The 20,513-nt window shown below is 71.0% G+C and carries 16 protein-coding genes and 1 pseudogene; 10 read left to right on the forward strand and 7 right to left on the reverse strand.

Annotation, left to right across the window (positions count from 1 at the left end):
* Window positions 1-239: 239 nt before the first annotated feature.
* Window positions 240-500, reverse strand: a pseudogene (locus ACWGIU_RS05230) (hypothetical protein); the annotation flags it as partial.
* A gap of 783 nt (window positions 501-1,283) precedes the next feature.
* On the opposite strand from ACWGIU_RS05230, the gene ACWGIU_RS05235 reads away from it, so the two are divergent.
* Window positions 1,284-2,534, forward strand: coding sequence for an esterase/lipase family protein (locus tag ACWGIU_RS05235; RefSeq protein WP_453702586.1), 1,251 nt, complete (start codon window positions 1,284-1,286; stop codon window positions 2,532-2,534).
* A gap of 84 nt (window positions 2,535-2,618) precedes the next feature.
* Here the strand turns inward: ACWGIU_RS05235 and ACWGIU_RS05240 are convergent, their stop codons facing one another.
* Window positions 2,619-2,987 carry a hypothetical protein gene (locus tag ACWGIU_RS05240; RefSeq protein ID WP_453702588.1) on the reverse strand — a complete coding sequence of 123 codons (369 nt, stop codon included), beginning with the start codon at window positions 2,985-2,987 and terminating at the stop codon, window positions 2,619-2,621.
* Between the two features lie 514 nt (window positions 2,988-3,501).
* On the opposite strand from ACWGIU_RS05240, the gene ACWGIU_RS05245 reads away from it, so the two are divergent.
* Genes ACWGIU_RS05245 through xdhC form a run of 3 tightly spaced genes read left to right on the forward strand, consistent with a single transcriptional unit; the run spans window position 3,502 to window position 8,262 of the window.
* Window positions 3,502-4,965, forward strand: coding sequence for a xanthine dehydrogenase small subunit (locus ACWGIU_RS05245; RefSeq protein ID WP_453702590.1), 1,464 nt, complete (start codon window positions 3,502-3,504; stop codon window positions 4,963-4,965).
* A complete protein-coding gene (xdhB, locus tag ACWGIU_RS05250) occupies window positions 4,962-7,373 on the forward strand; it encodes a xanthine dehydrogenase molybdopterin binding subunit (protein ID WP_453702592.1) in 2,412 nt (803 codons plus the stop codon). Before ACWGIU_RS05245 ends, xdhB begins: the two co-directional genes overlap by 4 nt.
* Window position 7,374: 1 nt before the next feature.
* Window positions 7,375-8,262: a xanthine dehydrogenase accessory protein XdhC gene (xdhC, locus tag ACWGIU_RS05255; protein ID WP_453702594.1), complete on the forward strand. Its 888-nt coding sequence runs from the start codon at window positions 7,375-7,377 to the stop codon at window positions 8,260-8,262.
* Between the two features lie 129 nt (window positions 8,263-8,391).
* Here xdhC and ACWGIU_RS05260 read toward each other — a convergent pair whose 3' ends face one another.
* Both ACWGIU_RS05260 and ACWGIU_RS05265 read right to left on the reverse strand, forming a co-directional pair.
* A complete protein-coding gene (locus ACWGIU_RS05260) occupies window positions 8,392-8,757 on the reverse strand; it encodes a hypothetical protein (RefSeq protein WP_453702596.1) in 366 nt (121 codons plus the stop codon).
* A 197-nt stretch (window positions 8,758-8,954) separates the two neighbouring features.
* Window positions 8,955-9,785, reverse strand: a complete 831-nt coding sequence (locus ACWGIU_RS05265; protein ID WP_453702597.1) for a hypothetical protein — start codon at window positions 9,783-9,785, stop codon at window positions 8,955-8,957.
* 141 nt (window positions 9,786-9,926) lie between these two features.
* On the opposite strand from ACWGIU_RS05265, the gene ACWGIU_RS05270 reads away from it, so the two are divergent.
* A complete protein-coding gene (locus ACWGIU_RS05270) occupies window positions 9,927-10,463 on the forward strand; it encodes an NUDIX hydrolase family protein (protein WP_453702599.1) in 537 nt (178 codons plus the stop codon).
* Window positions 10,464-10,528: 65 nt separating this feature from the next.
* Here ACWGIU_RS05270 and ACWGIU_RS05275 read toward each other — a convergent pair whose 3' ends face one another.
* Complete coding sequence (locus ACWGIU_RS05275; RefSeq protein WP_453702601.1) at window positions 10,529-11,092, reverse strand: TetR/AcrR family transcriptional regulator; 564 nt, start codon at window positions 11,090-11,092, stop codon at window positions 10,529-10,531.
* 151 nt (window positions 11,093-11,243) lie between these two features.
* Here ACWGIU_RS05275 and ACWGIU_RS05280 point away from each other — a divergent pair, with 151 nt between their 5' ends.
* The 3 genes from ACWGIU_RS05280 (at window position 11,244) to ACWGIU_RS05290 (ending at window position 15,414) form a co-directional block, all read left to right on the forward strand.
* Entirely contained in the window at window positions 11,244-12,035 is a 792-nt protein-coding gene (locus tag ACWGIU_RS05280) for an SDR family NAD(P)-dependent oxidoreductase (RefSeq protein WP_453702603.1), read from the forward strand.
* A gap of 130 nt (window positions 12,036-12,165) precedes the next feature.
* Window positions 12,166-14,658 (forward strand): CehA/McbA family metallohydrolase, encoded by a 2,493-nt coding sequence (locus ACWGIU_RS05285; RefSeq protein WP_453702605.1) that lies wholly within the window; start codon window positions 12,166-12,168, stop codon window positions 14,656-14,658.
* A gap of 132 nt (window positions 14,659-14,790) precedes the next feature.
* Window positions 14,791-15,414, forward strand: a complete 624-nt coding sequence (locus ACWGIU_RS05290; RefSeq protein ID WP_453702607.1) for a hypothetical protein — start codon at window positions 14,791-14,793, stop codon at window positions 15,412-15,414.
* Here ACWGIU_RS05290 and ACWGIU_RS05295 read toward each other — a convergent pair.
* Window positions 15,337-17,853: an ABC transporter substrate-binding protein gene (locus ACWGIU_RS05295; protein WP_453702609.1), complete on the reverse strand. Its 2,517-nt coding sequence runs from the start codon at window positions 17,851-17,853 to the stop codon at window positions 15,337-15,339. The genes ACWGIU_RS05290 and ACWGIU_RS05295 overlap by 78 nt on opposite strands.
* 587 nt (window positions 17,854-18,440) lie before the next feature.
* Window positions 18,441-18,962, reverse strand: coding sequence for a DUF4396 domain-containing protein (locus ACWGIU_RS05300; protein ID WP_453702611.1), 522 nt, complete (start codon window positions 18,960-18,962; stop codon window positions 18,441-18,443).
* Window positions 18,963-19,393: 431 nt separating this feature from the next.
* Between ACWGIU_RS05300 and ACWGIU_RS05305 the strand changes: the two genes are divergently transcribed.
* Window positions 19,394-19,834 carry a DUF6153 family protein gene (locus ACWGIU_RS05305; protein WP_453702613.1) on the forward strand — a complete coding sequence of 147 codons (441 nt, stop codon included), beginning with the start codon at window positions 19,394-19,396 and terminating at the stop codon, window positions 19,832-19,834.
* Between the two features lie 102 nt (window positions 19,835-19,936).
* Window positions 19,937-20,513: DUF305 domain-containing protein (locus tag ACWGIU_RS05310; protein WP_453702615.1), on the forward strand; the 577-nt coding region annotated here is incomplete at its 3' end.

Genomic DNA, 20,513 nt, shown 5'->3' on the forward strand with positions numbered 1-20,513 from the left:
GGACCATTCACCGCCACCGTCGTCGACTTACCGTTGTCCAGATTCGTCACCTTCAACTTCGTCCCCACCGGGAACGTCCCACTCGACGCCGCCGGTGCACCCGCCTCACCCGACAACGTCACCGTCGACCCCTGACACACCACATCACCGGTCGCCGGCGGCACCTGCACAGCCGCCCCACCCGACGCACCCGCCGCAGGAGCCGCGGAGGCCGCCGGAGCCGCCGCGTCACCGCCACCACCCACTCGCTCGATACGCGCTCGGCGGATCAGGTTCTTGCCGGGCTCCCGCACCGTGTCGAAAGCCGCGTTGTTCAGCAGCACACAACTACCCGACGGACCATTCACCGCCACCGTCGTCGACTTACCGTTGTCCAGATTCGTCACCTTCAACTTCGTCCCCACCGGGAACGTCCCACTCGACGCCGCCGGCGCACCCGCCTCACCCGACAACGTCACCGTCGACCCCTGACATACGACGTCGGGAACTGCGGCATTGCCGATCGCCACCGTGGCGGCGACCCCGCCGATCACCAGGGCTCCCGCGACGGCAGAGAGCACGAACTTCTTCTTGAGACTCATGGTCCGTTTTCTGGACACTTGGCACTCCTCGATCCGTTGGACGTCGTCCCCCTGACGTCCTGCATACGCCCGCCCCCTCAAGCGAGTTCAGTCCTGTTGCCTTTTTACGAAACAGGCGGCGAGGAGGTTTGGAGTCCCGTGCGGCGGCCGGCCGCGGGGCTCGTGACTCATGGGAGGAGGTCCGAAGACGCAGGTCACGCCCCCCAGGCCCGGGGCGGTCGCCGGCTGCGCGGAACTCGTACCGACGGTCCTGATCGACGCGAGGCGAGGGGACCACAGGCACCTTTAAGGTTCAGTTGATCTGCCCTTAACCATCCCGGGGCGCTGCTGACCTCGACGGCCCGATGCCGTATAGGCCGGCGTTCGGCCGACTCACAGCCGGCCCTGCGGCGAGCGGGCGACCACCGTCTGCACCCCCTGCGGCACCGTGTCGGGCCCGCATCATCGTTTCTTCCCTTGCAGCCCTGTGACCTGCAACGCAACCTCATTCCACGTACGAGTGACATGGTCGGGATTCGGCGGTTTTGAGGTACTTGCTTCGGGATCATGGTTCCGGTTCCGCACATGACATCGGCACGAGGTCGCTGGCATGTGCAAGCCGTCCCCCCGACCGCGTTCAGCGCCGTGACCGGGACGGCCCCGCCGCGCCCGCCGTCCCGGGGGCGGGCTGTACCGCACCACGAGACAGAGGAGCCGGGTTACATGTCCATGCCTGTTGTGAGCGTCTGGGACAACACCTTCCCGGGCGTCCAGCCCCACTACGCGAGGACATCCGCGTGGGACGCCGAGTGGCCCCTCGAAGGGGGCACCGCCTGGGTGTTCTACAGCACCCCGGGCCAGACCCGAGTCAGGAAGCCGGTGATCCTCGCCGACGGGTTCTCCTCCGGCAAGAGCGATCCCGACGCCCTGTGGAACGGCCTGGAGAACGGCGAGTACCCCTTCATCTCCAAGCTGCGGGAGGCGGGCTTCGACCTGGTGCTCCTAGGCTTCGAGGAGCGGTCGGCGTCCATCACCGACAACGCCGACGTGGCGATCCGGTGCATCCACAAGGCGATCGAGGACCGCGAAGGGTCCGCCAAGCTGACGGTCGGCGGCTTCAGCATGGGAGGGCTGGTCACCCGTTACGCCCTCGCCAAGATGCACCACGACGGCGACGACCACCAGACCACCACCTACCTCTCTTACGACACCCCGCACCGGGGAGCCTGGCTGCCCATCTCCGTACAGGCGTTCGCGCACTTCGTGAAGGACAACTGGGGCGACCTCCCCGGATTCGGCGCACTCCTCGGCAGCTTCTCGCGGATGGTCAACAGTCCGGCCGCCCGGCAATTGCTGCGCTGGCACATCGAGAGCGTCTCCGCGGAGGCCCACCAGGACCAGGCCCGCACCGATATCCTCGCGGAGCTGGAGCGGGTGGGCAGCTGGCCCCCCGGCGTGCGACGGCTCGGGGTCGGCAACGGCACGGGCACCGGCGCCGGGAACAACATCCCGGCCGGCGTGACGGCGATGCGCACCACCGGTGCGGAACTGACGGGCACCCGTCTGGACACGCAGGACACGGGAGAGCAGATCGTCGCCATCCTGAAGAAGACCGGATCCCCCGAGATCCCGATCACCATCAGCGGACTGCCCGACATCGACGGCGCTCCCGGTGGACTGTTCCCTGAGGCTCTGAACCTGCCGGGCCGGCCCGCCAACTTCGGCACGGCCGCCATGCTGGCCGGGCTCCTCGAAGGCGAGCCGGCGGAACTCACGTACAACGCGACCACGTTCGTTCCGAGTGTCAGCGCCGTGGCGGCCGGCGAGATCGACGACCGCGACGCGCTCTACAGCAAGATCGACCCCGCCGACAGCGAACTCGACCACTTCATGTGCGCGAGCGACAACCAGGGGCACACGGTCATCACCGAGGAACTCGGCGCCTGGATCCTGGACAGGCTCCAGACGCCCTGACCCCTGGCCCACTGCCATGACGTGACCGTCCTGGTCCGGCCCGACCCGCGGGGCCGGGAGGTCACTTCGAGGTCGGCGTCACCGTCATCCGGCGCCACCCGTCCGGGCCGCGGGCCCGTGGTGTCGCCGGCGTTCCTTGACCGGGCCGGTCAGCGGACCGAGGATGCGGCGCTCCGCCGCGCCCGGCCCACCACAGGTCGGTACGCCGGGTACGGACGCCCCGGCGAACCTCCGCCGGGCGGCCTGCCGGCTCACGCCCGGGATGCGGCCCACCGTCTCCCGGCTGTGTCCCGCGGCCCGGGCACCCTGCACGGCCTCCCGCAGGAGCCGGCTCGCCTCCTCGGCTCCGACCCGCGAGGCGTCCACGAGGCGCAGATAGCCGTCCGCGCCGTGTTCGAGCGCGTCGGCCAGGCCCTGGGGGGCGCCCGCGGCGGCGACGAGTACGAGGGACACGAGACCAGGGCGACCGAGGTGAACGCGTGGGGCTCCGGTGCCGTCGACCGGTCGACGTCTCCGCCGGTCGATGCGTCAGATTCCGGTCAGCGTCCCGACCTGCCGGATCCGGCCGTCCGTCGCCACCCGCCCCCGATCCGGCTTACGGCGGGCCCACATGGTCTCCGCACGGCGGCTTGACCGATGGACCTGCGGCAACGTAACTTCGAGCGAACCGGCCCGTGAACTGATGGAGGAGGCGAAGTCGGATGTCGATCATCTCCGAACTGCACCGCCCCGCGCATCAGATCGCCTGGACTCCGGGTCTCGTAGCACACGGCTGCTGAACAGCCTTCTTCTCCGGTGTGCCCTTCTGCGGCCCCGGCATCTTTCGATTTCTCACACCGCCTGCGGCACGTCGTCGCGTGCCGAGTCGCGCTCCGGGTTCTTCCAGGGCTGCGCCAGCGAAATAGAAAGCCCCTGAAATGGCTACTAGCATAATCAGCTCGACCATGCGCGGAAATGAGGTTGTGCCATGGTAGCGGCGCGGATCACGGTCAACGGGAAAGAGACACCGCTCTCACCGGCTGCACCCCACACCACGGTGCTGGATCTCCTGCGCGAGCGTGGCCTCACCGGTACCAAGGAGGGCTGCGCCGAGGGTGAGTGCGGCGCCTGTTCGGTCCTGGTGGCCCGTCCCGGTGTGAACAAGCCCACCGACTGGGTGGCTGTCAACGCCTGCCTGGTTCCGGCCGCGGCACTCGACGGCCAGGAGATCATCACCTCCGAAGGTCTCGCCACGGTCGGCGAAGCCGGTACGCGGCCCACGCTGCACCCGGTACAGGAGGAGATGGCGGTCCGCGGCGGTTCCCAATGCGGTTACTGCACGCCCGGGTTCATCTGCAGCATGGCCTCCGAGTACTACCGGCCCGACCGCTGCTCGCATGCGGAGCCGGCCGACAGCAGCGACGCCGAGCACGGTCCGAACGGCTTCGATCTGCACGCGCTGAGCGGCAACCTGTGCCGCTGCACCGGTTACCGCCCGATCCGCGATGCCGCCTTCGCGGTCGGTGAGCCCGCCGAGGACGACCCCCTGGCGCAGCGTCGCGAGCAGGATCCGCCCGCGCCGGTCGCCACCGAATACACCCAGGACGGCGCCACGTTCCTGCGGAAGGACACCCTGGCCGAAACGCTGCGGCTGCTGCGCGAGCGGCCCGACGCGGTCGTGGTCGCCGGCTCCACCGACTACGGCGTCGAGGTGAACATCCGCTCCCGCCGGGCGGAGTGCGTGGTCGCCATCGACCGGCTGCCCGAACTCCGGGAGCTGCGAGTCGAATCCGACTACATCGAGATCGGGGCGGCGGTGACGCTCACCGAGATCGAACGCCGCCTCGACGGCGATGTCCCGCTGCTGGCCGAGCTGTTCCCGCAGTTCGCCTCCCGACTCATCCGCAACAGCGGCACCATCGGCGGCAATCTGGGCACCGGCTCACCCATCGGTGACAGCCCGCCGGTGCTGCTCGCCCTGGAGGCGTCACTCGTGCTCGCCGACGCCGACGGTGAGCGCGTCGTCCCGCTCGCGGAGTACTTCACCGGCTACCGGCAGAGCGTGCGCCGTCCCGGTGAGCTGATCCGCGCGGTGCGCGTCCCGCTGCCGCTGTCGCCGGTCACGGCCTTCCACAAGATCGCCAAGCGGCGCTTCGACGACATCTCCAGCGTGGCGATCGGATTCGCACTCGACATCGAGGGCGGAATCGTCCGCAAGGCACGCATCGGTCTGGGCGGCGTGGCCGCCACCCCTATCCGCGCCCTCGCCACCGAGGCGGCCCTGGAGGGCAGGCCGTGGTCGGCGGAGACGGTCGAGGCCGCGGCCCGTGTGCTGCGGGGTGAGGGCACGCCGATGAGCGATCACCGTGCGAGCTCCGTCTACCGTTCCGCGATGCTCGGCCAGAGCCTGTTGAAGCTGCACGCGCAAACCACCGAGGCGGTGTCTTCATGAGCCATTTGTCCGAACGTCCCGAGAAGCCGGTAGTCGGCGTCTCCATGCCGCACGAAAGTGCCGTGCTGCACGTCACCGGCACCGCGCTCTACACCGACGACCTGGTGCACCGCACCAAGGACACGCTGCACGCCTACCCCGTCCAGGTCATGAAGACCCGGGGCCGGATCACCGCGCTGCGCACCGAACCCGCGCTCGCCGTGCCCGGCGTGGTCCGCGTGCTGACCGTCGCCGACGTGCCCGGTGTCAACGACGCCGGCATGAAGCACGACGAGCCGCTCTTCCCCGACGAGGTCATGTTCCACGGCCACGCGGTCGCCTGGGTGCTCGGTGAAACCCTGGAGGCGGCCCGGCTCGGCGCGGCGGCCGTCGAGGTCGAACTCGACGAACTGCCCTCCATCGTCACACTGAAGGAAGCGATCGCGGCCGAGAGCTTCCACGGCGCCCGGCCCGTGATGGTGACCGGCGACATCGACGCCGGCTTCGCCGACTCCGCGCACGTGTTCACCGGCGAGTTCCAGTTCTCCGACCAGGAGCACTTCTACCTGGAGACGCACGCCTCGCTGGCCTACATCGACGAGGCCGAGCAGGTGTTCATCCAGAGCAGCACCCAGCACCCCTCGGAGACCCAGGAGATCGTCGCCCACGTCCTCGGTCTGCACAGCCACGAGGTGACCGTGCAGTGCCTGCGGATGGGCGGCGGCTTCGGCGGCAAGGAGATGCAGCCGCACGGCTTCGCGGCCATCGCCGCGCTCGGCGCCAAGCTGACCGGCCGGCCGGTCCGGGTGCGGCTCAACCGCACCCAGGACCTCACCATGTCCGGCAAGCGGCACGGGTTCCACGCCGCCTGGAAGATCGGCTTCGACTCCGACGGGCGCATCCAGGCGCTGGATGCCACGCTGACCGCGGACGGCGGCTGGAGCCTGGACCTGTCCGAGCCGGTGTGCGCCCGGGCGCTGTGCCACATCGACAACACGTACTGGATTCCCAACGCCCGGGTCGCCGGTCGCATCGCCAAGACCAACAAGGTCTCCAACACGGCCTTCCGCGGCTTCGGCGGACCGCAGGGCATGCTGGTGATCGAGGACATCCTGGGCCGGGTCGCGCCGCTGCTCGGCCTGGACGCGATGGAACTGCGCAAGCGCAACTTCTACCAGCCGGGTCTCGGTCAGGCGACGCCGTACGGCCAGCCGGTCCCGCAGGCGGAACGGATCGCCGCTGTCTGGCAGCAGGTCGAGAACAACGGCGCCATCGCCGACCGCAAGCGTGAGATCGCGGCCTTCAACGCCGCGCACCCGCACACCAAGCGGGCGCTCGCGATCACCGGCATCAAGTTCGGCATCTCGTTCAACCTCACTGCCTTCAACCAGGCCGGCGCGCTGGTGCTGATCTACAAGGACGGCTCCGTCCTGATCAACCACGGTGGCACCGAGATGGGTCAGGGCCTGCACACCAAGATGCTGCAGGTGGCCGCGACCACCTTGGGCATCCCGCTGCACAAGGTGAGGCTGGCCCCCACCCGTACCGACAAGGTGCCCAACACCTCCGCCACTGCCGCCAGTTCCGGTGCGGACCTCAACGGCGGTGCGGTGAAGAACGCGTGCGAGCAGTTGCGCGCGCGGCTGCTGCAGGTGGCCGCCGGCCGGCTGGGTTCGAACGCCTCGGACGTGCGCATCGTCGATGGTGTCGCCCGCACCCTGGGCAGCGACGAGGAGCTGGCCTGGGACGACCTGGTGCGCACCGCGTACTTCCAGCGCGTTCAGCTGTCGGCGTCCGGTTACTACCGGACCGAGGGGCTGCACTGGGACGCCAAGAGCTTCAGGGGCTCCCCGTTCAAGTACTTCTCCTACGGCGCCGCCGCGGCCGAGGTGGAGGTGGACGGCTTCACCGGCGCATACCGCATCCGCCGGGTGGACATCGTGCACGACGTCGGCGACAGCCTGTCCCCGATGATCGACATCGGTCAGGTCGAGGGCGGTTTCGTACAGGGCGCGGGCTGGCTGACGCTTGAGGACATGCGCTGGGACACCGGTGACGGGCCGAACCGCGGCCGACTGCTGACCCAGGCCGCGAGCACCTACAAGCTGCCGAGCTTCTCGGAGATGCCCGAGGAGTTCAACGTCACGCTGATGGAGAACGCCACCGAAGAGGGCGCCGTGTACGGGTCCAAGGCGGTCGGCGAGCCTCCGCTGATGCTGGCGTTCTGCGTGCGCGAGGCGCTGCGGCAGGCCGCCGCGTCGTTCGGTCCCGCCGGTGTCAGCGTGGAACTCGCCGCCCCCGCGACGCCGGAAGCGGTCTTCTGGGCGATCGAGTCGGTCCGCGGGACGGACGACGTACGGAGCGCCGACGGCCACGCTCTCGACGGCGGCGAGATCCGAACCGACACAAGCGCTTTGAGCAATGCCTGACATGACCTGGATCGCCGCGGTCACGCGGTTGCGGGCACGCCGGGAACCCGGCGTGCTCGTGACCGTCGCGACCGTGCGCGGCCACGCGCCCCGCGGGGCCGGTGCCAAACTCGTTGTGGGACAGACCGAGACCTGGGGTTCGATCGGCGGCGGCAACATCGAGGCCGTCGCCATCGACCGGGCCCGCCAGCTCAACGTCGAGCCCGATCCTCAGCCGGAACTGATGGAGTTCGCCCTCAACGACAAGGTCAGCGGACCCCACGGTGTGCAGTGCTGCGGCGGCGCCGTCAGCCTGCTCCTCGAACCGCTGCCGGTGGTCCAGGCGGTGGCCGTCTTCGGCGTCGGGCACGTCGGACTTGAGCTGGCCCGCATCCTGGCCCGCCACAACCTCGATCTGCACCTGATCGACACCCGGTCCGACATGCTCACCGACGAACGGCTCGGTGTGCTCGCGGATGCGGTGGCGCAGATCCACGTGCACCACACACCGCTGCTGCCGGAGGAGGTGCTCACGGAGCTTCCGCCTGGCGCCCACGTCCTGATCATGACGCATGATCACGCCGAGGACGCCGCGCTGTGCGACGCCGCCTTGCGCACCACCGGTCTCGGCTCGATCGGTCTGATCGGCTCGGCCGCCAAGTGGGTGCGGTTCCGCAAGCGCCTGGCCACCGAGGGCGGTCATGACGCCGCCACCATCGATCGGATCAAGACTCCGATCGGAATGACCGAGATCACCGGCAAGGAACCTGCCACGATCGCGGTGAGCGTCGCGGCGGACCTGCTCCGGACCTTCGAGCAGGACCGCCCCGGGGCGAACCAGAACACGATGACCGAGGCGACCGAGGTGACTGAGGTCCGCGAGGTCCGCGTGCGCTCCGGCACCCGTTAGGGCGTTTTCTTTCGGATCATGCCTGGCCGGAGCCGCCGGCTCGGCAAGATCCGAAAGAGACGACACGCACCGGCCGCCGAGCCCGTTCAGGTGCCGGCACCGCCGGCCGGCCACGGCGACGGCGCGAGATCAGGAGGTGCGCTTCAGGGTCCAGGTGTTGGGGTTGAAACTGGGGACGGCGGAGTAGCGACAGCCGCTCGAATAGTAGGTGTTGGTGATGGTCCAGCCGGCGGGCGGCCACGTGGACGCGCAGGCGTTGACCTGGGTGCCGACCGGGTAACCTCTCAGGTCCTTGATCTGCTTGGTGTTGGGCGTGAAGCCTGAGCCGCAACCGCCGCTGTTCCACCACTGGGCGTCCACCCAGCCGTCCGGGGTGAGCGTGCTGGAGCACATGGTGAGCGTGTCGCCGGGTGCCGCCGAGGCGGGGCTCACGGCGATGGCGAGGGCGGTGACGGCCATGGTGGCCAGGGCTGCGACGTGACGGGTACGGATCACGAGACGTTCCTTCCTCGGCGCGCTGGGGTCTCCGCCGACGATCGGCAGGCCGCACCAGGCGCCTCGGTCATTGCTATCCGACCGGTTCAGGCTCCAGAAAGTCACCTTTTGGGCATAACTGCGCGGCGGTTTAGAGCCGCCGCTACCGCCCGCCGCGATGGCACCTGCCCGGGGCGCCCGGTTCCGAAGCAGCCGGGTCAGCCGATCGGCTGCCGCATCTCCGCACGCACCTTCAGGGTCGTCTCGGCGGTCTTCGCGAGGTCGACGGACCCGGGCTTCTGCGGCGCTGTCTCCTGGCTGACGATCCCGACCGAGGCACCGGTGTTCTCGTCGGCCCAGGCGCACATCGGCAGGGAGCTCTCGACCCCACCCTGGCGCACCGTCAGGACCTGGCAGGACAGGGTGACGTCGGAGCCGGTGGGCGTGATGTCCCGCGCGGGGACCCCCAGGGACGAGCCCTCGGAGTCCGCGGCCCCGCGCAGCATCTTCTCGCGGGCCGTCGCGGGGTCCTTGAACTGGCCGTACATCCCCGAGACGACCAAGGCGCCCGACTCCTTCGGGGATTCGAAGGCGTACTGGCCGACCGCCGGCTTCGGATCGCGGATCTTCGAGTCGTAGGTGCCCTTCAGGGCTTTCTTGCCATCGGTGTCCGAATGGTCCTGGATCAGCTTGTACTTGCCGTCCACCAGGGTCTTGGGAACGGTGAGCCGGTACCGGGCCTCGGGAAAGCCGGATCCGCTCAGCCCGGCTCCGATCGCGCCGAGCACACCGAGCACCACCAGCGATCCCACGACGATCCCGATCACCATGCCCGTCCGGTTCTTGCGCGGCGGCGTGCCCGTCGGAGGCTGCCCCCATGCTCCTCGACCGGGGTACTGCTGCGGCGGAAGGGGCTGTCCCGGGTACGGCTGTCCCGGGTACGGCTGCTGCTGCGCGGGATGTGCGGCGTACGGCTGTCCACCGTAGGGATGCGGGGGCTGCGGGGGCCCGTAGGGGCCGGGGGGTTGCTGTGGCTGCGACATGCTCATGCTCAAACGTTACGTCAACCCCCTGGGAGGCAGAATCTCGCCGGTCCGGGTCGCTGGGGACAGCCCCGCGGGGCCGCTCTCCATGGGCCGGGTGGACGTGTGATCTGGGCCGGACCCCACCCTGGAAAGTAGGATCAAGGAATGTCTGACACGACCGAAACCACGCCCGGCTGGCTGACCGACGACGAACTGCAGATGGCCCGGGCCCAGATGCCGATCCTGTACGTCGAGGCCGTCCCCGTACGCGTGGACGACACCGGCGAAGTCACCACCATCGGACTGCTCCTGCGGATCGACACGGACGGAGCGATGAGCCGGACCCTGGTGTCCGGCCGTGTCATGCACCACGAGCGGATCCGTGACGCGCTGCTCCGCCACCTGGAGAAGGACCTGGGACCCGTGGCCCTGCCGCGCATCCCCGCTTCCCTCCAGCCCTTCACCGTCGCCGAGTACTTCCCGACGGCGGGTGTCACCCCCTACCACGACCCTCGCCAGCACGCGGTGTCGCTGGCCTACATCGTGCCGGTCACCGGTGATTGCCGCCCTCGCCAGGACGCCCTGGACCTGGTCTGGTTCAGCCCTCAGGAAGCGCTGTCGGCGGCCGTGCAGGGCGAGATGCCGGGCGGGCACGCCGCGCTGCTGAAGCAGGCCCTCGCGCACGTGGGATACACGTACTGAAGTCGCCGCGCAGACGCGCACCGTGCGAAACACACCTCGCCCGGCTCCGGCGCACCTCGGACGGCCTACATCGGGGTGAACTTCGTGAGGATCAGCAGGGTGTCGACGAGGTCCTCGGCGGGGGCGCCGGTGGCCAGGCGGCGTAGCTGCTGCCCGAAGACGAGGGCGACGGCCACCCCGGCCAGACGCTCGGGGTCCGGGACACCGAGGTGGGTCAGGATCCGGGTGGCCAGCAGGTCGTAGGCGGCGAAACACTCGGCTGCGGCGGCGCGCAGCCGTTCGTCGCGGCCGGCCTGGACGTACAGCTCGAACGGCGCGATATGGCGGCTGTCGAAGGCGTTGCCGCCCGCCACCTGCGCCACCACCTCGGCCGCCTGCCCGATGTCGAAGTGCTCGTCGGAGCATTCGTCGGCGAGTGCGGTGAAGTGCCGGGTCTCCTCGGCCACGAAGTGCAACAGGCTCTCCCGCAGCAGCTCGTGCTGCGTGGCGAAGTGGTAGGTGACGGAACCGAGGGAGACTGCGGCCTCCTTGGCGATCCGCCGGTTGGTGACGGCGGCGATGCCGTCCTGCCCGATGATCCGCAGTACGGCGTCGATGATGCTCTGGCGGGTGTCGGAAGCAGGGGACATGGCGTAATTCTGCCCCATCGGCCTGTTCGACCGCCCAGGCGGGGCCGGGAGTTGGGGACGACGAAGTGTGGACAAGGAGCGGAGCCATCCATACTGTTCGTTCGAACGAACAGTTGAGTTGAGGGACTTCCCCAGCCGCACGGGAGTGGTCGTGGACATATCCGGATCGAACGTTCTGCTCACCGGCGCCACCGGAGGCATCGGGACTGCTCTGGCCGCGCGCCTGACCGCGCGAGGGGCCCGCCTCACGGTCACCGGGCGGCGGGAGGAGGCCCTGAAGGCCACCGCCGACGCCTGTGGCGCCCGTACCGTGGTCGCCGATCTGGCCGTACGGTCCGACGTCGTACGGCTCGCCGAGAGCTGCGCGGAGGCGGACATCCTCGTCGCGAATGCCGCCCTGCCCGCCAGCGGCGACCTGCTGGACTACACCGAGGACCAGCTCGACCGCGCCCTCGACGTCAACCTCCGCGCGCCCGTCGTGCTGTCGCGGCTGCTCGCGGAGCACATGGTGGGCCGCGGCCGCGGGCACATCGTGCTGGTCGGCTCCATTTCGGGCAAGGCGGCGACCAAGTCGACCTCCCTGTACAACGCGACGAAGTTCGGGCTGCGCGGATTCGCACTCGCCCTGCGCCAGGAACTCAGGGGTACGGGGGTGGGGGTGTCCCTGGTCCAGCCCGGCTTCGTCCGTGACGCCGGGATGTTCGCGGCCACCGGTGCCACCACGCCGAAGGGCATCAGGACCGTCACGCCCGGCCAGGTCGCCGACGGCGTCGAACGGGCCGTCCGGCGCGACCGGTGCGAGGTCAACGTCGCGCCGCTGGAACTGCGGCTGCTGAGTGCCATCGCCGGGCAGTTCCCCGGGTTCGCCGAGCGCGTCCAGGCCCGTACGGACGTCGACGGGTCCGTGCGACAAATCGTCGAGGCCCAGCGTTCGAGCCGTTAGCCGGGGCCGGCCGTTCACGCGCGGCCCCGCACCCTCGCGTCCCCGGGGCCCCGACGTCCCCGCACCCTCGCACCCTCGCACCAGCACGCACGCCTTCCCTGACACCCCCACGTGAACGGAGAGCACAGCTGTGCCGAGTGAACACCTCCGGAGCGATGCGCTCGACCCGGCCCTCGCCCCCGGCCCCGGCCCCGGCTCACCTGTCGAGCGCCGTTCCCTGCTCCGCTTAGGCGCCCTGCTGGCCGCGGGCGGAGTCGCCGCGCTGGTTCCCGCGCCGATCGCGCACGCCGCGACGAGGGGCCAGGGCACCGACACGGTGACCACCACCTACCGCGGCCACTCCCCCCAGGGCAACGACCAGTGGGCGTACGTCCCCTTCGACGTCCCCGCCGGAGTCCACCGGATCTCCGTCGCCACCACCCACGACGCCGCCGCCGGCATCCTGGACCTCGGCGCCTTCGGGCCGTCCGGCTTCCGCGGCTGGTCCGGCGGCGCACGGAGCGGGTTCACGCTCTCCGCCGCGGACGCCACCCCCGGCTACGTGCCCGGCCCCGTCGACCCCGGCGGGTGGTCGGTCATCCTGGGGCCGATGGTCGGCAGCGCAGGGGGCATGGCCTGGCAGGTCGATGTCACCCTCCATTACGGAGACCCGCTCCCCCGGACCCCGTACGACATCCTGCCGACGTCGGTGGCCGGGCGGGGTCCCGGCTGGTACCGGGGTGACCTGCACCTGCACAGCGTCCACTCCGACGGGCAGCGCACGGTGGACGAGATCGTCGCGGCTGCGCGCCAGGAGGGGCTGCACTTCATCGCCACCTCCGACCACAACACCAGCTCCACGGGGGTGACGTGGCGCGGCAACATCCCGGCCGACCTGCTGGTCGTCAACGCCGAGGAGGTCACCACCCGCCACGGCCACTGGCTGGCGGTCGGCCTGCCGCAAGGCGAATGGGTGGACTGGCGCTACGGCCCCGCGAACCAGGGGGCCTTCGAGGACCAGGCCCGGCGCGTGCACAGTCTGGGCGGACTCGCGATCGCCGCCCATCCCCTCACTCCGGCGGCGGGCTCCTTCTGGGAGTTCGGCCTCGACCGCGTGGACGCGCTGGAGGTGTGGAACGGACCGTGGACCCTGGACGACGCGGCCAACATCGCCGCCTGGCACGTCATGCTCTGCCTGGGCAAGCGGGTCGCCGCCGTCGGCAACAGCGACGCTCACAGCCCCGCGGACGCCGTCGGCCGACCCCACAACGTCGTGTACGCGGCCGGTCTGTCGACGCCCGCCGTATTGGACGCACTGCGCCTGGGCCGGTCGTACGCCGTCGAATCCGCCGCCGTGACCTTGGACTTCACCGCTCGCTCCGGCGGAGCGGTCGCGGGGCCCGGGGAGGAACTGCCGCTGTCGTTCTTCGACGCCGTCGACGTGACCTTGAACGTGACGGGCGCCCCGGACAGCATCGCCACGCTGTACACCGAGTGGGGCATCATGGCCGCCACCTGCATCGACGGCAGCGGTAAGGGGCAGCTGCGCTGGCGTGGCTGGGGCAAGGCCTCCCTGTTCGCCCGTGCCGAGGTGCGCCGGCCGAAGCCCGCCTCCACCACCTTGGACCAACTGGTGGCCATCACCAACCCGGTGTGGTTCTACTCCGCGCAACTGCCCCCGTACGACGTCGAGCGGCGGGTGCTCTTCCACACCGAGCGCCGGCCCGACGGGGTGTGGAGCGGTATGCGTCCACTGCCGGCTGCCGCCGGATCCGGCTCGGCCGCCGGCTCGTTCACGGGGGTGCAGAGCGCCGTGGCAGGCATGGCGGACGGCTCGGCCGTGGTGCTGGGCATCGCGCCCGACAACGGCCTGTGGCTGACCACCGTACGGGGTTCGGCCACGCTGCAGCCCTGGCAGCGCGTCGCGGGGCCGGAGGGCTCGGCCGCATTCACGGTGCGGGAGGCGGACATCGCGGCCTTCCCCGACGGCACCTGCCAGATCGTGGTGACCGCCATGGACGGCACCACCTTCCACCAGCAGCGCCGCGCCGACGGCGGACTGCCCGGGTTCCGAACCCTGCCCGGCTTCACCGCGAAGAGCCGCTGGGGCGCCACGAAGGTGTCGATCGCCGCCATGCCCGACGGGTGCGCCCAGCTGCTCAGTTACGGCACGGACGGTGCCATGTACCACTGCGCGCGCGGGCGGGACGGTGCGTGGACGGCCTGGGGTCGCCTGGCCGGCTACAACGGGGCTCCGACGTTCTGCGGTCCGGCCCTGGCGATCACCGGGATGCCCGACGGCTCCTCCCAGGTCCTCGCGATCGGGCTCGACGGGATGGTGTACCACCAGCTGCGGCGGCCGGACGGCTCCTGGACCGGCTTCCGGCCCCCGCGGGGCGTCACCACGGCCACCATGGGGGCCAGCGCCATCGGCATCGCCGGGACACCCGACGGTTCGGCCCAGGTCGTGGCGGTCGGGCTCGACGGACGGGTCTGGCACAACGTCAGGAGGCCGGACGGCTCCTGGACGCCGTTCTCGCAGATACCCGGTCCGAACGGGAGGGACCCCTTCCCCGCGGGGCAGGTCCGCATCACGGCGCTGCGGGACGGCTCCACGCACGTGACGGCGATCAGCGCCGGCTGAACCGTGATCCCGCCTCCGGAGCCTCGAAGTCCTCGGCGCGGGGTCGGGCCAGGGCGGCGCATGGGGAGATGAGCTGCTCCGCTTCCCCGCCGGGCTGCGTAGAGTACCTGCGGTCATCGAACGGAGAAGACGTTGGACGCGGTCGAGTTCCCTCTCAGCGCTCGGGTACGCCGGGCCCGGCGCCGGCTCGTGGTCACGAGCGCGGCGGGTGCCGTGCTCGCGGCAGCCGCCGTGGCATCCGTGGTGGCCGACGCCTCCGGCGGGGTGCCGGTGCCGCGGACGGTTCAGGCGGTCCTGGTGCCGGTGACGTTGCTCGTGGTGCCCGTCGCATGGGTGGGAGTACGCGCCGTCTGGGCGTTGCGCGGACGTGCCGAGCTGTTCGCCGCCGCCCAGGCGCACCGCCGGCGGCGTCCCACCGACCGGCAGCTGGTCGACCATCTGCGCGATGAGCACCCGCTCACTCCGCTGTGGTGGATGCTGGCCGTCCTCGGCGGCCTCGGCACGCTCTGCCTCGGGTTCGCGCTGCCGTTCGCCGTGGCGGACGGGGCCGTACTCGCCGGTGCACTCCTCGGCGCCGGGCTGGCCGCGTCCCTGACCGCCCTGGCCCTCGCCGTGCCCGGGATCCGCCGCGCCGACCGCCAAGGTGCGCAGGACCGGAAGCGGCGCAGCGAACTGTGGTCACTGCCCAACGACGTCGAACGCCGGCTGGCCCTCCCCCTCCTCGGCACCGGCGACGGGGCACACTCCGGCGCCTGAACACGTGGTGAACGGCGCCGCGGTGGGCGTCAGGGGGGTGGCGGAGCCGCTCGTCATGGTGGCCCAGGCGCCGCCGTTCACCGCGTACACCGTCAGCCGGCGGTTGACCGTGTCACCGTTCCCGTCGAAGGCGACGCGGCCGGTGACGCCGTCGAAGCCCGATCGCGCCACGGCCTGCGGCAGTTTCGCCCGGGCGTCGCCGGGGAGGGTGCCGCCGTTGGCCGTCACGACGGCCTTCACCGCTTCGATGAGGGTCCAGGTCGCGTCGTACGCGTAGGGGCCGTACCAGCCGGCCGCCTCCGGGTACCCGGCCTTCTCGTACCGGGCGAGGAAGTCCTGGCCCGCCGCCGATTCCTCCGCGGCCACGCCGATGTTGGTCGCGAGGTCGCCCTCGGCCTTCGGGTTCGCCGTGAGGTACTGCTGGTCGAAGATGCCGTCGCCGCCCATCAGCGGGGCAGTCACCCCAGCCTTCTCCAGCTGCTGGGAGAGCGGCGCCGCGGTGTCGTAGTAGCCGCCGAAGTAGACGGCGTCGGCACCGGAGGAACGCACCCGCTCGGCGAGGCCCGCGAAGGCGCGTTCGGCGGGGTCCACCTGCTCGGTGCCGACGACGGTCCCGCCGAGCTTGGTGAACTCGGCCTTGAGGCCGGCGGTGAGGGCGGTGCCGTGGGCGCTCGCGTCGTCGACCACGTACAGCTTGTTCTTCTTCGCTTCGCCGTGCAGGTGGCGGGCGGCGAACGGCCCCTGGTCGACGTCCGTGGCCACGGTGCGGAAGTAGGTGGAGTAAGGACGGGAGGTGGTGCCCGCGGCCCAGTGGGGGCCGAGCGTCAGCACGGGGTCGGTGTTGCCCGGTGACACGTTGACCAGGTCCGCGCGCGCGAGCGGGGGCACGAAGGTCTTGGAGACAGCGGAGTTGAGGGGGCCGACGACCCCCAGCACCTGCTCGTCGGACACGAACCGGGCGGCGTTGGGGGCGCCCTTTGCGGGATCGGCCGCGTCGTCCAGGGCCTTGATCTCGAAGGTGACGCCGGGGACGTGGCGCTTTTCGTTGGCCGTCCTGACCGCCAGGTCTGCGGAGTTCTTCATTCCGGCGCCCATGGAGGACAGGGCGCCGCTGAGCGGTGCGTCCACGCCGATCACCACGGTGACGGAAGCCGCCGAGCCGCTGCCGGCCGTCCCGCCGCCGCGGGGTGCCTCGTCGTCATGGTTGAGGGTCCAGGTCAGGACGGAACCCGTGGTGAGCGTGGCCAGTGCCGCGCCCAGGACCAGGGAGCGGCGGGTCAGGGCCCGCCGCCGGGTGGAGGCCCGCTCGCCGTGCTCCGTCCCGGCCCTCTCTTCGAGCGTGAGCGGGCTCCCGGCCGGGGGTACGGGGACGGGCGGGACGGTGTGCCTGTCCGGTACGGGGCGCTGGGGAGCGCCGTCACCCGACCGGGGGTCCGCGACCGTGGGGGTCGCCGGGACCGGTGCCTGCTCGGGTGCCGTCGGTGCGTCCGGCGCCGGCAGGGGGGCCGTCCTGGGATCGGGCGTGGGGACGGGGGCGGGGGCGGGGGCGGGTTCGCTTGCGGGGTCGGGCCGGGGCACCGGTCCGGGCCCGGTGGACGCGTCGGCCGGGGACGGGGAGGACCGCAGCACCGCCGCCAGCATCTCGGCGGTTTGCGCGGCGCCCACACGCTGCGCCGGGTCCTTGGTGAGGAGCGCGTCCAGTACGGGTGCCAGCGGGCCGGCGTGGACCGGCGGCCGGTGCGGGCGGGTGAACACGGCCACGGCGAGGGCGTGGAGCCCCTCCGCCTCGAACGGCGGGTGCCCCTCGACGGCGTGGTAGAGGGTGGCGCCGAGCGCCCACAGGTCGTTGGCGGGGGTCGGGCGCTTGCCCTCCAGCTGCTCCGGCGGCATGTACTGGGGGGTGCCGATGACGATCCCGCTGTGGCTCAGCTTGGTCGTGGCGTCCGCCAGATGGGCGATGCCGAAGTCGGTGAGGACGACACGGTCCTTGGTCAGGAGCACGTTGTCCGGCTTGATGTCGCGGTGGATGATCCGCGCCCCGTGCGCCTCTCCGAGCGCGTCGAGGACGGCGGCGCCGATCTCGGCCACCCGCCGCACGGGCAGTCGGCCCATATCGCGGATGGCGGCGGCCAGGGACTGCCCGCGGATCAGCTCCATGACGATGACGGGCGCGCCGTGGTGGTCCACGACGTCGTGGACGGTGATGATCCCGGGGTGGCTGAGAGTGACCGCTGCGCGGGCCTCGCCTGTGAACCGCCGGAGCAGCGCGGCGCGGTCCTCGTCCTCCATGCCCGGCGGGAAGAGGATCTCCTTGACGGCGACTTCGCGGCCGAAGAGGTGCTGGTCGAGGCCGCGCCACACCCGTCCCATGCCGCCCTGGCCGATGCGTTCGACCAACTGGTACCGGCCGGCGATGAGGTCGTGATTCTGCTCGGTCACGCGGACACTCTAGATCCTGCTGAGCCGATCAGGTGACGGGAGGATGGCTTGATCGTGCCCGCGTTCGGTCGGGGCGGAATATCCGGGTACCGCCGGCCCGCGCGCCGAGCCGGCGCCTGGGGAAGGGCGTCCATATGGCGGCGGATGACGGTCCCCCGGTCGGGGCCGGAGCGGATCTCGGCCAGGTCGCAGAGCTGGCGGGGCGAGCCGGAGGCCGCGTCCGCCGACCTGCTCCGCAATGGTCCCCACCGGGCGACAGGCCGCCGGTGGCATGACTCGGCAGGAAGCCCTCGAAGAGGAAGCCGAGCAGACGGCGGACGAAAGCACGACAGAGCCAGCCGGCTACCAGTACGGCCGTCCATCCCGCCCGGCCGGCGCGTGGTCGGCTTACGGCCTAGTGCTGATGCTCTCCAGCCAAACGCTGACTTCACGTCGGAACACGTTCGGCAGGGCGTCCCGGACCGTGCGGGGTGGTCACCTGGCCACGGACGCGGCGGGGTGGGACCTGATCGTGTCGTTCAGCGTCGCCTGCCCGCTGACGGGTACGGCCGGGCACGGTGCCGTACGGCTGGTGCCGGAAGGCTGGGTCAGTGGTAGGCGTGGACGACGGCGTGGCCCTTGCCGCGGCCGATCATCCACTTGTTCACCGGCGTCGTGATCACGAAGGCCACGGCGAAGCCGCCCAGCAGCGCGGTCCAGAACAGCCAGTCCGACAGGTGGGCGTCCATCGCGCCGGGGACCAGGGCGATGATGCCGTTGTCGACGAGCTCCATCACGGCGATCGAGACGGTGTCGGCGGCCAGCGCCACCTTGACGGCGGTTTTGAAGTCCAGGCCGGCCTTGCGGACCGCGAACAAGGTGAAGGAGTAGCCGAAGACGAAGGCCAGGGTGATCGCGAGGATCATCGTCGGGACGTTGCCCCACATCAGGGCGGTGCCGATGACCATGCCGAGGATCTCGCCGATGGCGCAACCGGTCAGGCAGTGCAGCGTCGCCTTCGCGGCGGCCCCCCACGTCACGCCGCCCTTCTGGTGCCCGGCGTGACCCGTGTGCGCCTGGTGCGCGGCGTGGTCGTGCCCGGTGCTGGTGTGTTGTGCGCCGTGTTCCATGACCGTCATCCCCAATCCCGTCCAGTGTGACCCCGTACCTGCGGGCTCACATGCCCAATGTATACCCCTAGGGGGTATATGCAAGCGCCTTGGCCCGCTCTCGCGCCCCGACGGGTCGCACTTTCCCGGTCGAGTGATCAATCCGGGACCGGAGGACTGGAACATGAGAGATCTGTCTGCGGGGACTCGCTACGGGCGCGCCCAGGGGCGTCGGGCCAGGCGGCCCTGCCTGTCCCCCTGCTGCGCGGCGCCAGGTCGGAAGGCGCCGAGCCCCCGTGGTGCGTCAGAAGCCGAGCGGCATCCCCGGCGACTTCGCTGTTGCCGCCGGCCGGAGCGTCCGCGCCGTCCAGGGTCAATGCCTTGCCTCCCGGTGGGTGGTCGTTCCGGCCCTCGCCTCGCCACCCGCCGAGGGAGCCGCTTACGATGCGGACATGGACGGCCAGGTGGTGCGAGCGGTGAAGCCCTTCGGGCTGCGTTCCTGCCTGCTCCTCGTCCTGGCGGTACTGACGGGGCTGGTGGCCATGCACGGCCTGGGGCCCGCCCCCGCGTCGGCCGCCGCACACTCGGCGGCCACTTCCCACCATGCGTCGGCCGCCGGCCACGAGCAGGCGATCGCCGACGATGCCGCCTGCCAGGACGGGTGCGTCCATGCCGACGAACCGGCAGGCAGCGGAGGAAGCGGGCACGCCGAGCACGCCGATGCGACGTGCGCCGCCACCGGCACGGCCGGCGCCCCGGTTCTCCCCGCGCCCGCGGTCCTGACCGGCCACGTGCAAGACCAGGCTTTCATCGCGCACGGGGTCGTCCCCGGCGCCACCGCCTGCGGACGGGCACCGCCGTCACTGAGTGAGCTGCAGCTCCTGCGCATATAGGTCGGCCCGGCGTGTCCGGCCCAAGAGGGCCGGCCAGCCTCTCGCCACCGCCCTACTTCCGCACGCCCGCAGTCGCGCGCGTGCTCTCTGCAGGAGTTGCACATGACCACCGAGCGTTCCCTGATCCGTCGCGCCACCGCCGTGGCCGCCACCGCCACCGCCGCCCTCGTCCTCGCCGCCTGCGGCGGAAACGGCGATGACAGTGGCTCGGCCCACAACGGGCACAACGCCGCCTCGCCGGCCGCCTCCGTCTCCGCCTCCGCCCCCGCGCGGAAGGGCGACCACAATGCCGCCGACGTCGCGTTCGCGCAGGGGATGATTCCCCATCACCGTCAGGCCGTCGAGATGGCCGACCTGGCGGCGACGCGCGCCGAGTCGGCCGAGGTGAAGAAGCTGGCCGGCGAGATCAAGAAGGCGCAGGACCCGGAGATCAAGACCCTCTCCGGCTGGCTGACCTCCTGGGGCGAGCAGGTCCCGGCCCAGGGCGCCGGCCACGAGGGACACGACATGTCCGGGATGATGACGGCCGAGGAGATGAAGCAGCTGGACTCGGCCTCGGGCAAGGCGTTCGACACCGCCTTCCTGACGATGATGGTCAAGCACCACGAGGGTGCCGTGGCCATGGGCAAAACCGAGCAGGCCGAGGGCACCTACCAGCCCGCCAAGGACATGGCCGGTC

It is taken from the genome of Streptomyces sp. NPDC054840, from assembly GCF_053611065.1.

Excerpts from the sequence above, each read along its gene's own strand:
- ACWGIU_RS05235 (WP_453702586.1), top strand. The coding sequence starts at position 1,284 with ATGTCCATGCCTGTTGTGAGCGTCTGGGACAACACCTTCCCGGGCGTC.
- ACWGIU_RS05245 (WP_453702590.1), top strand. The coding sequence starts at position 3,502 with ATGGTAGCGGCGCGGATCACGGTCAACGGGAAAGAGACACCGCTCTCA.
- xdhB (WP_453702592.1), top strand. The coding sequence starts at position 4,962 with ATGAGCCATTTGTCCGAACGTCCCGAGAAGCCGGTAGTCGGCGTCTCC.
- xdhC (WP_453702594.1), top strand. The coding sequence starts at position 7,375 with ATGACCTGGATCGCCGCGGTCACGCGGTTGCGGGCACGCCGGGAACCC.
- ACWGIU_RS05265 (WP_453702597.1), bottom strand. The coding sequence starts at position 9,785 with ATGAGCATGTCGCAGCCACAGCAACCCCCCGGCCCCTACGGGCCCCCG.
- ACWGIU_RS05270 (WP_453702599.1), top strand. The coding sequence starts at position 9,927 with ATGTCTGACACGACCGAAACCACGCCCGGCTGGCTGACCGACGACGAA.
- ACWGIU_RS05275 (WP_453702601.1), bottom strand. The coding sequence starts at position 11,092 with ATGTCCCCTGCTTCCGACACCCGCCAGAGCATCATCGACGCCGTACTG.
- ACWGIU_RS05300 (WP_453702611.1), bottom strand. The coding sequence starts at position 18,962 with ATGGAACACGGCGCACAACACACCAGCACCGGGCACGACCACGCCGCG.
- ACWGIU_RS05305 (WP_453702613.1), top strand. The coding sequence starts at position 19,394 with ATGGACGGCCAGGTGGTGCGAGCGGTGAAGCCCTTCGGGCTGCGTTCC.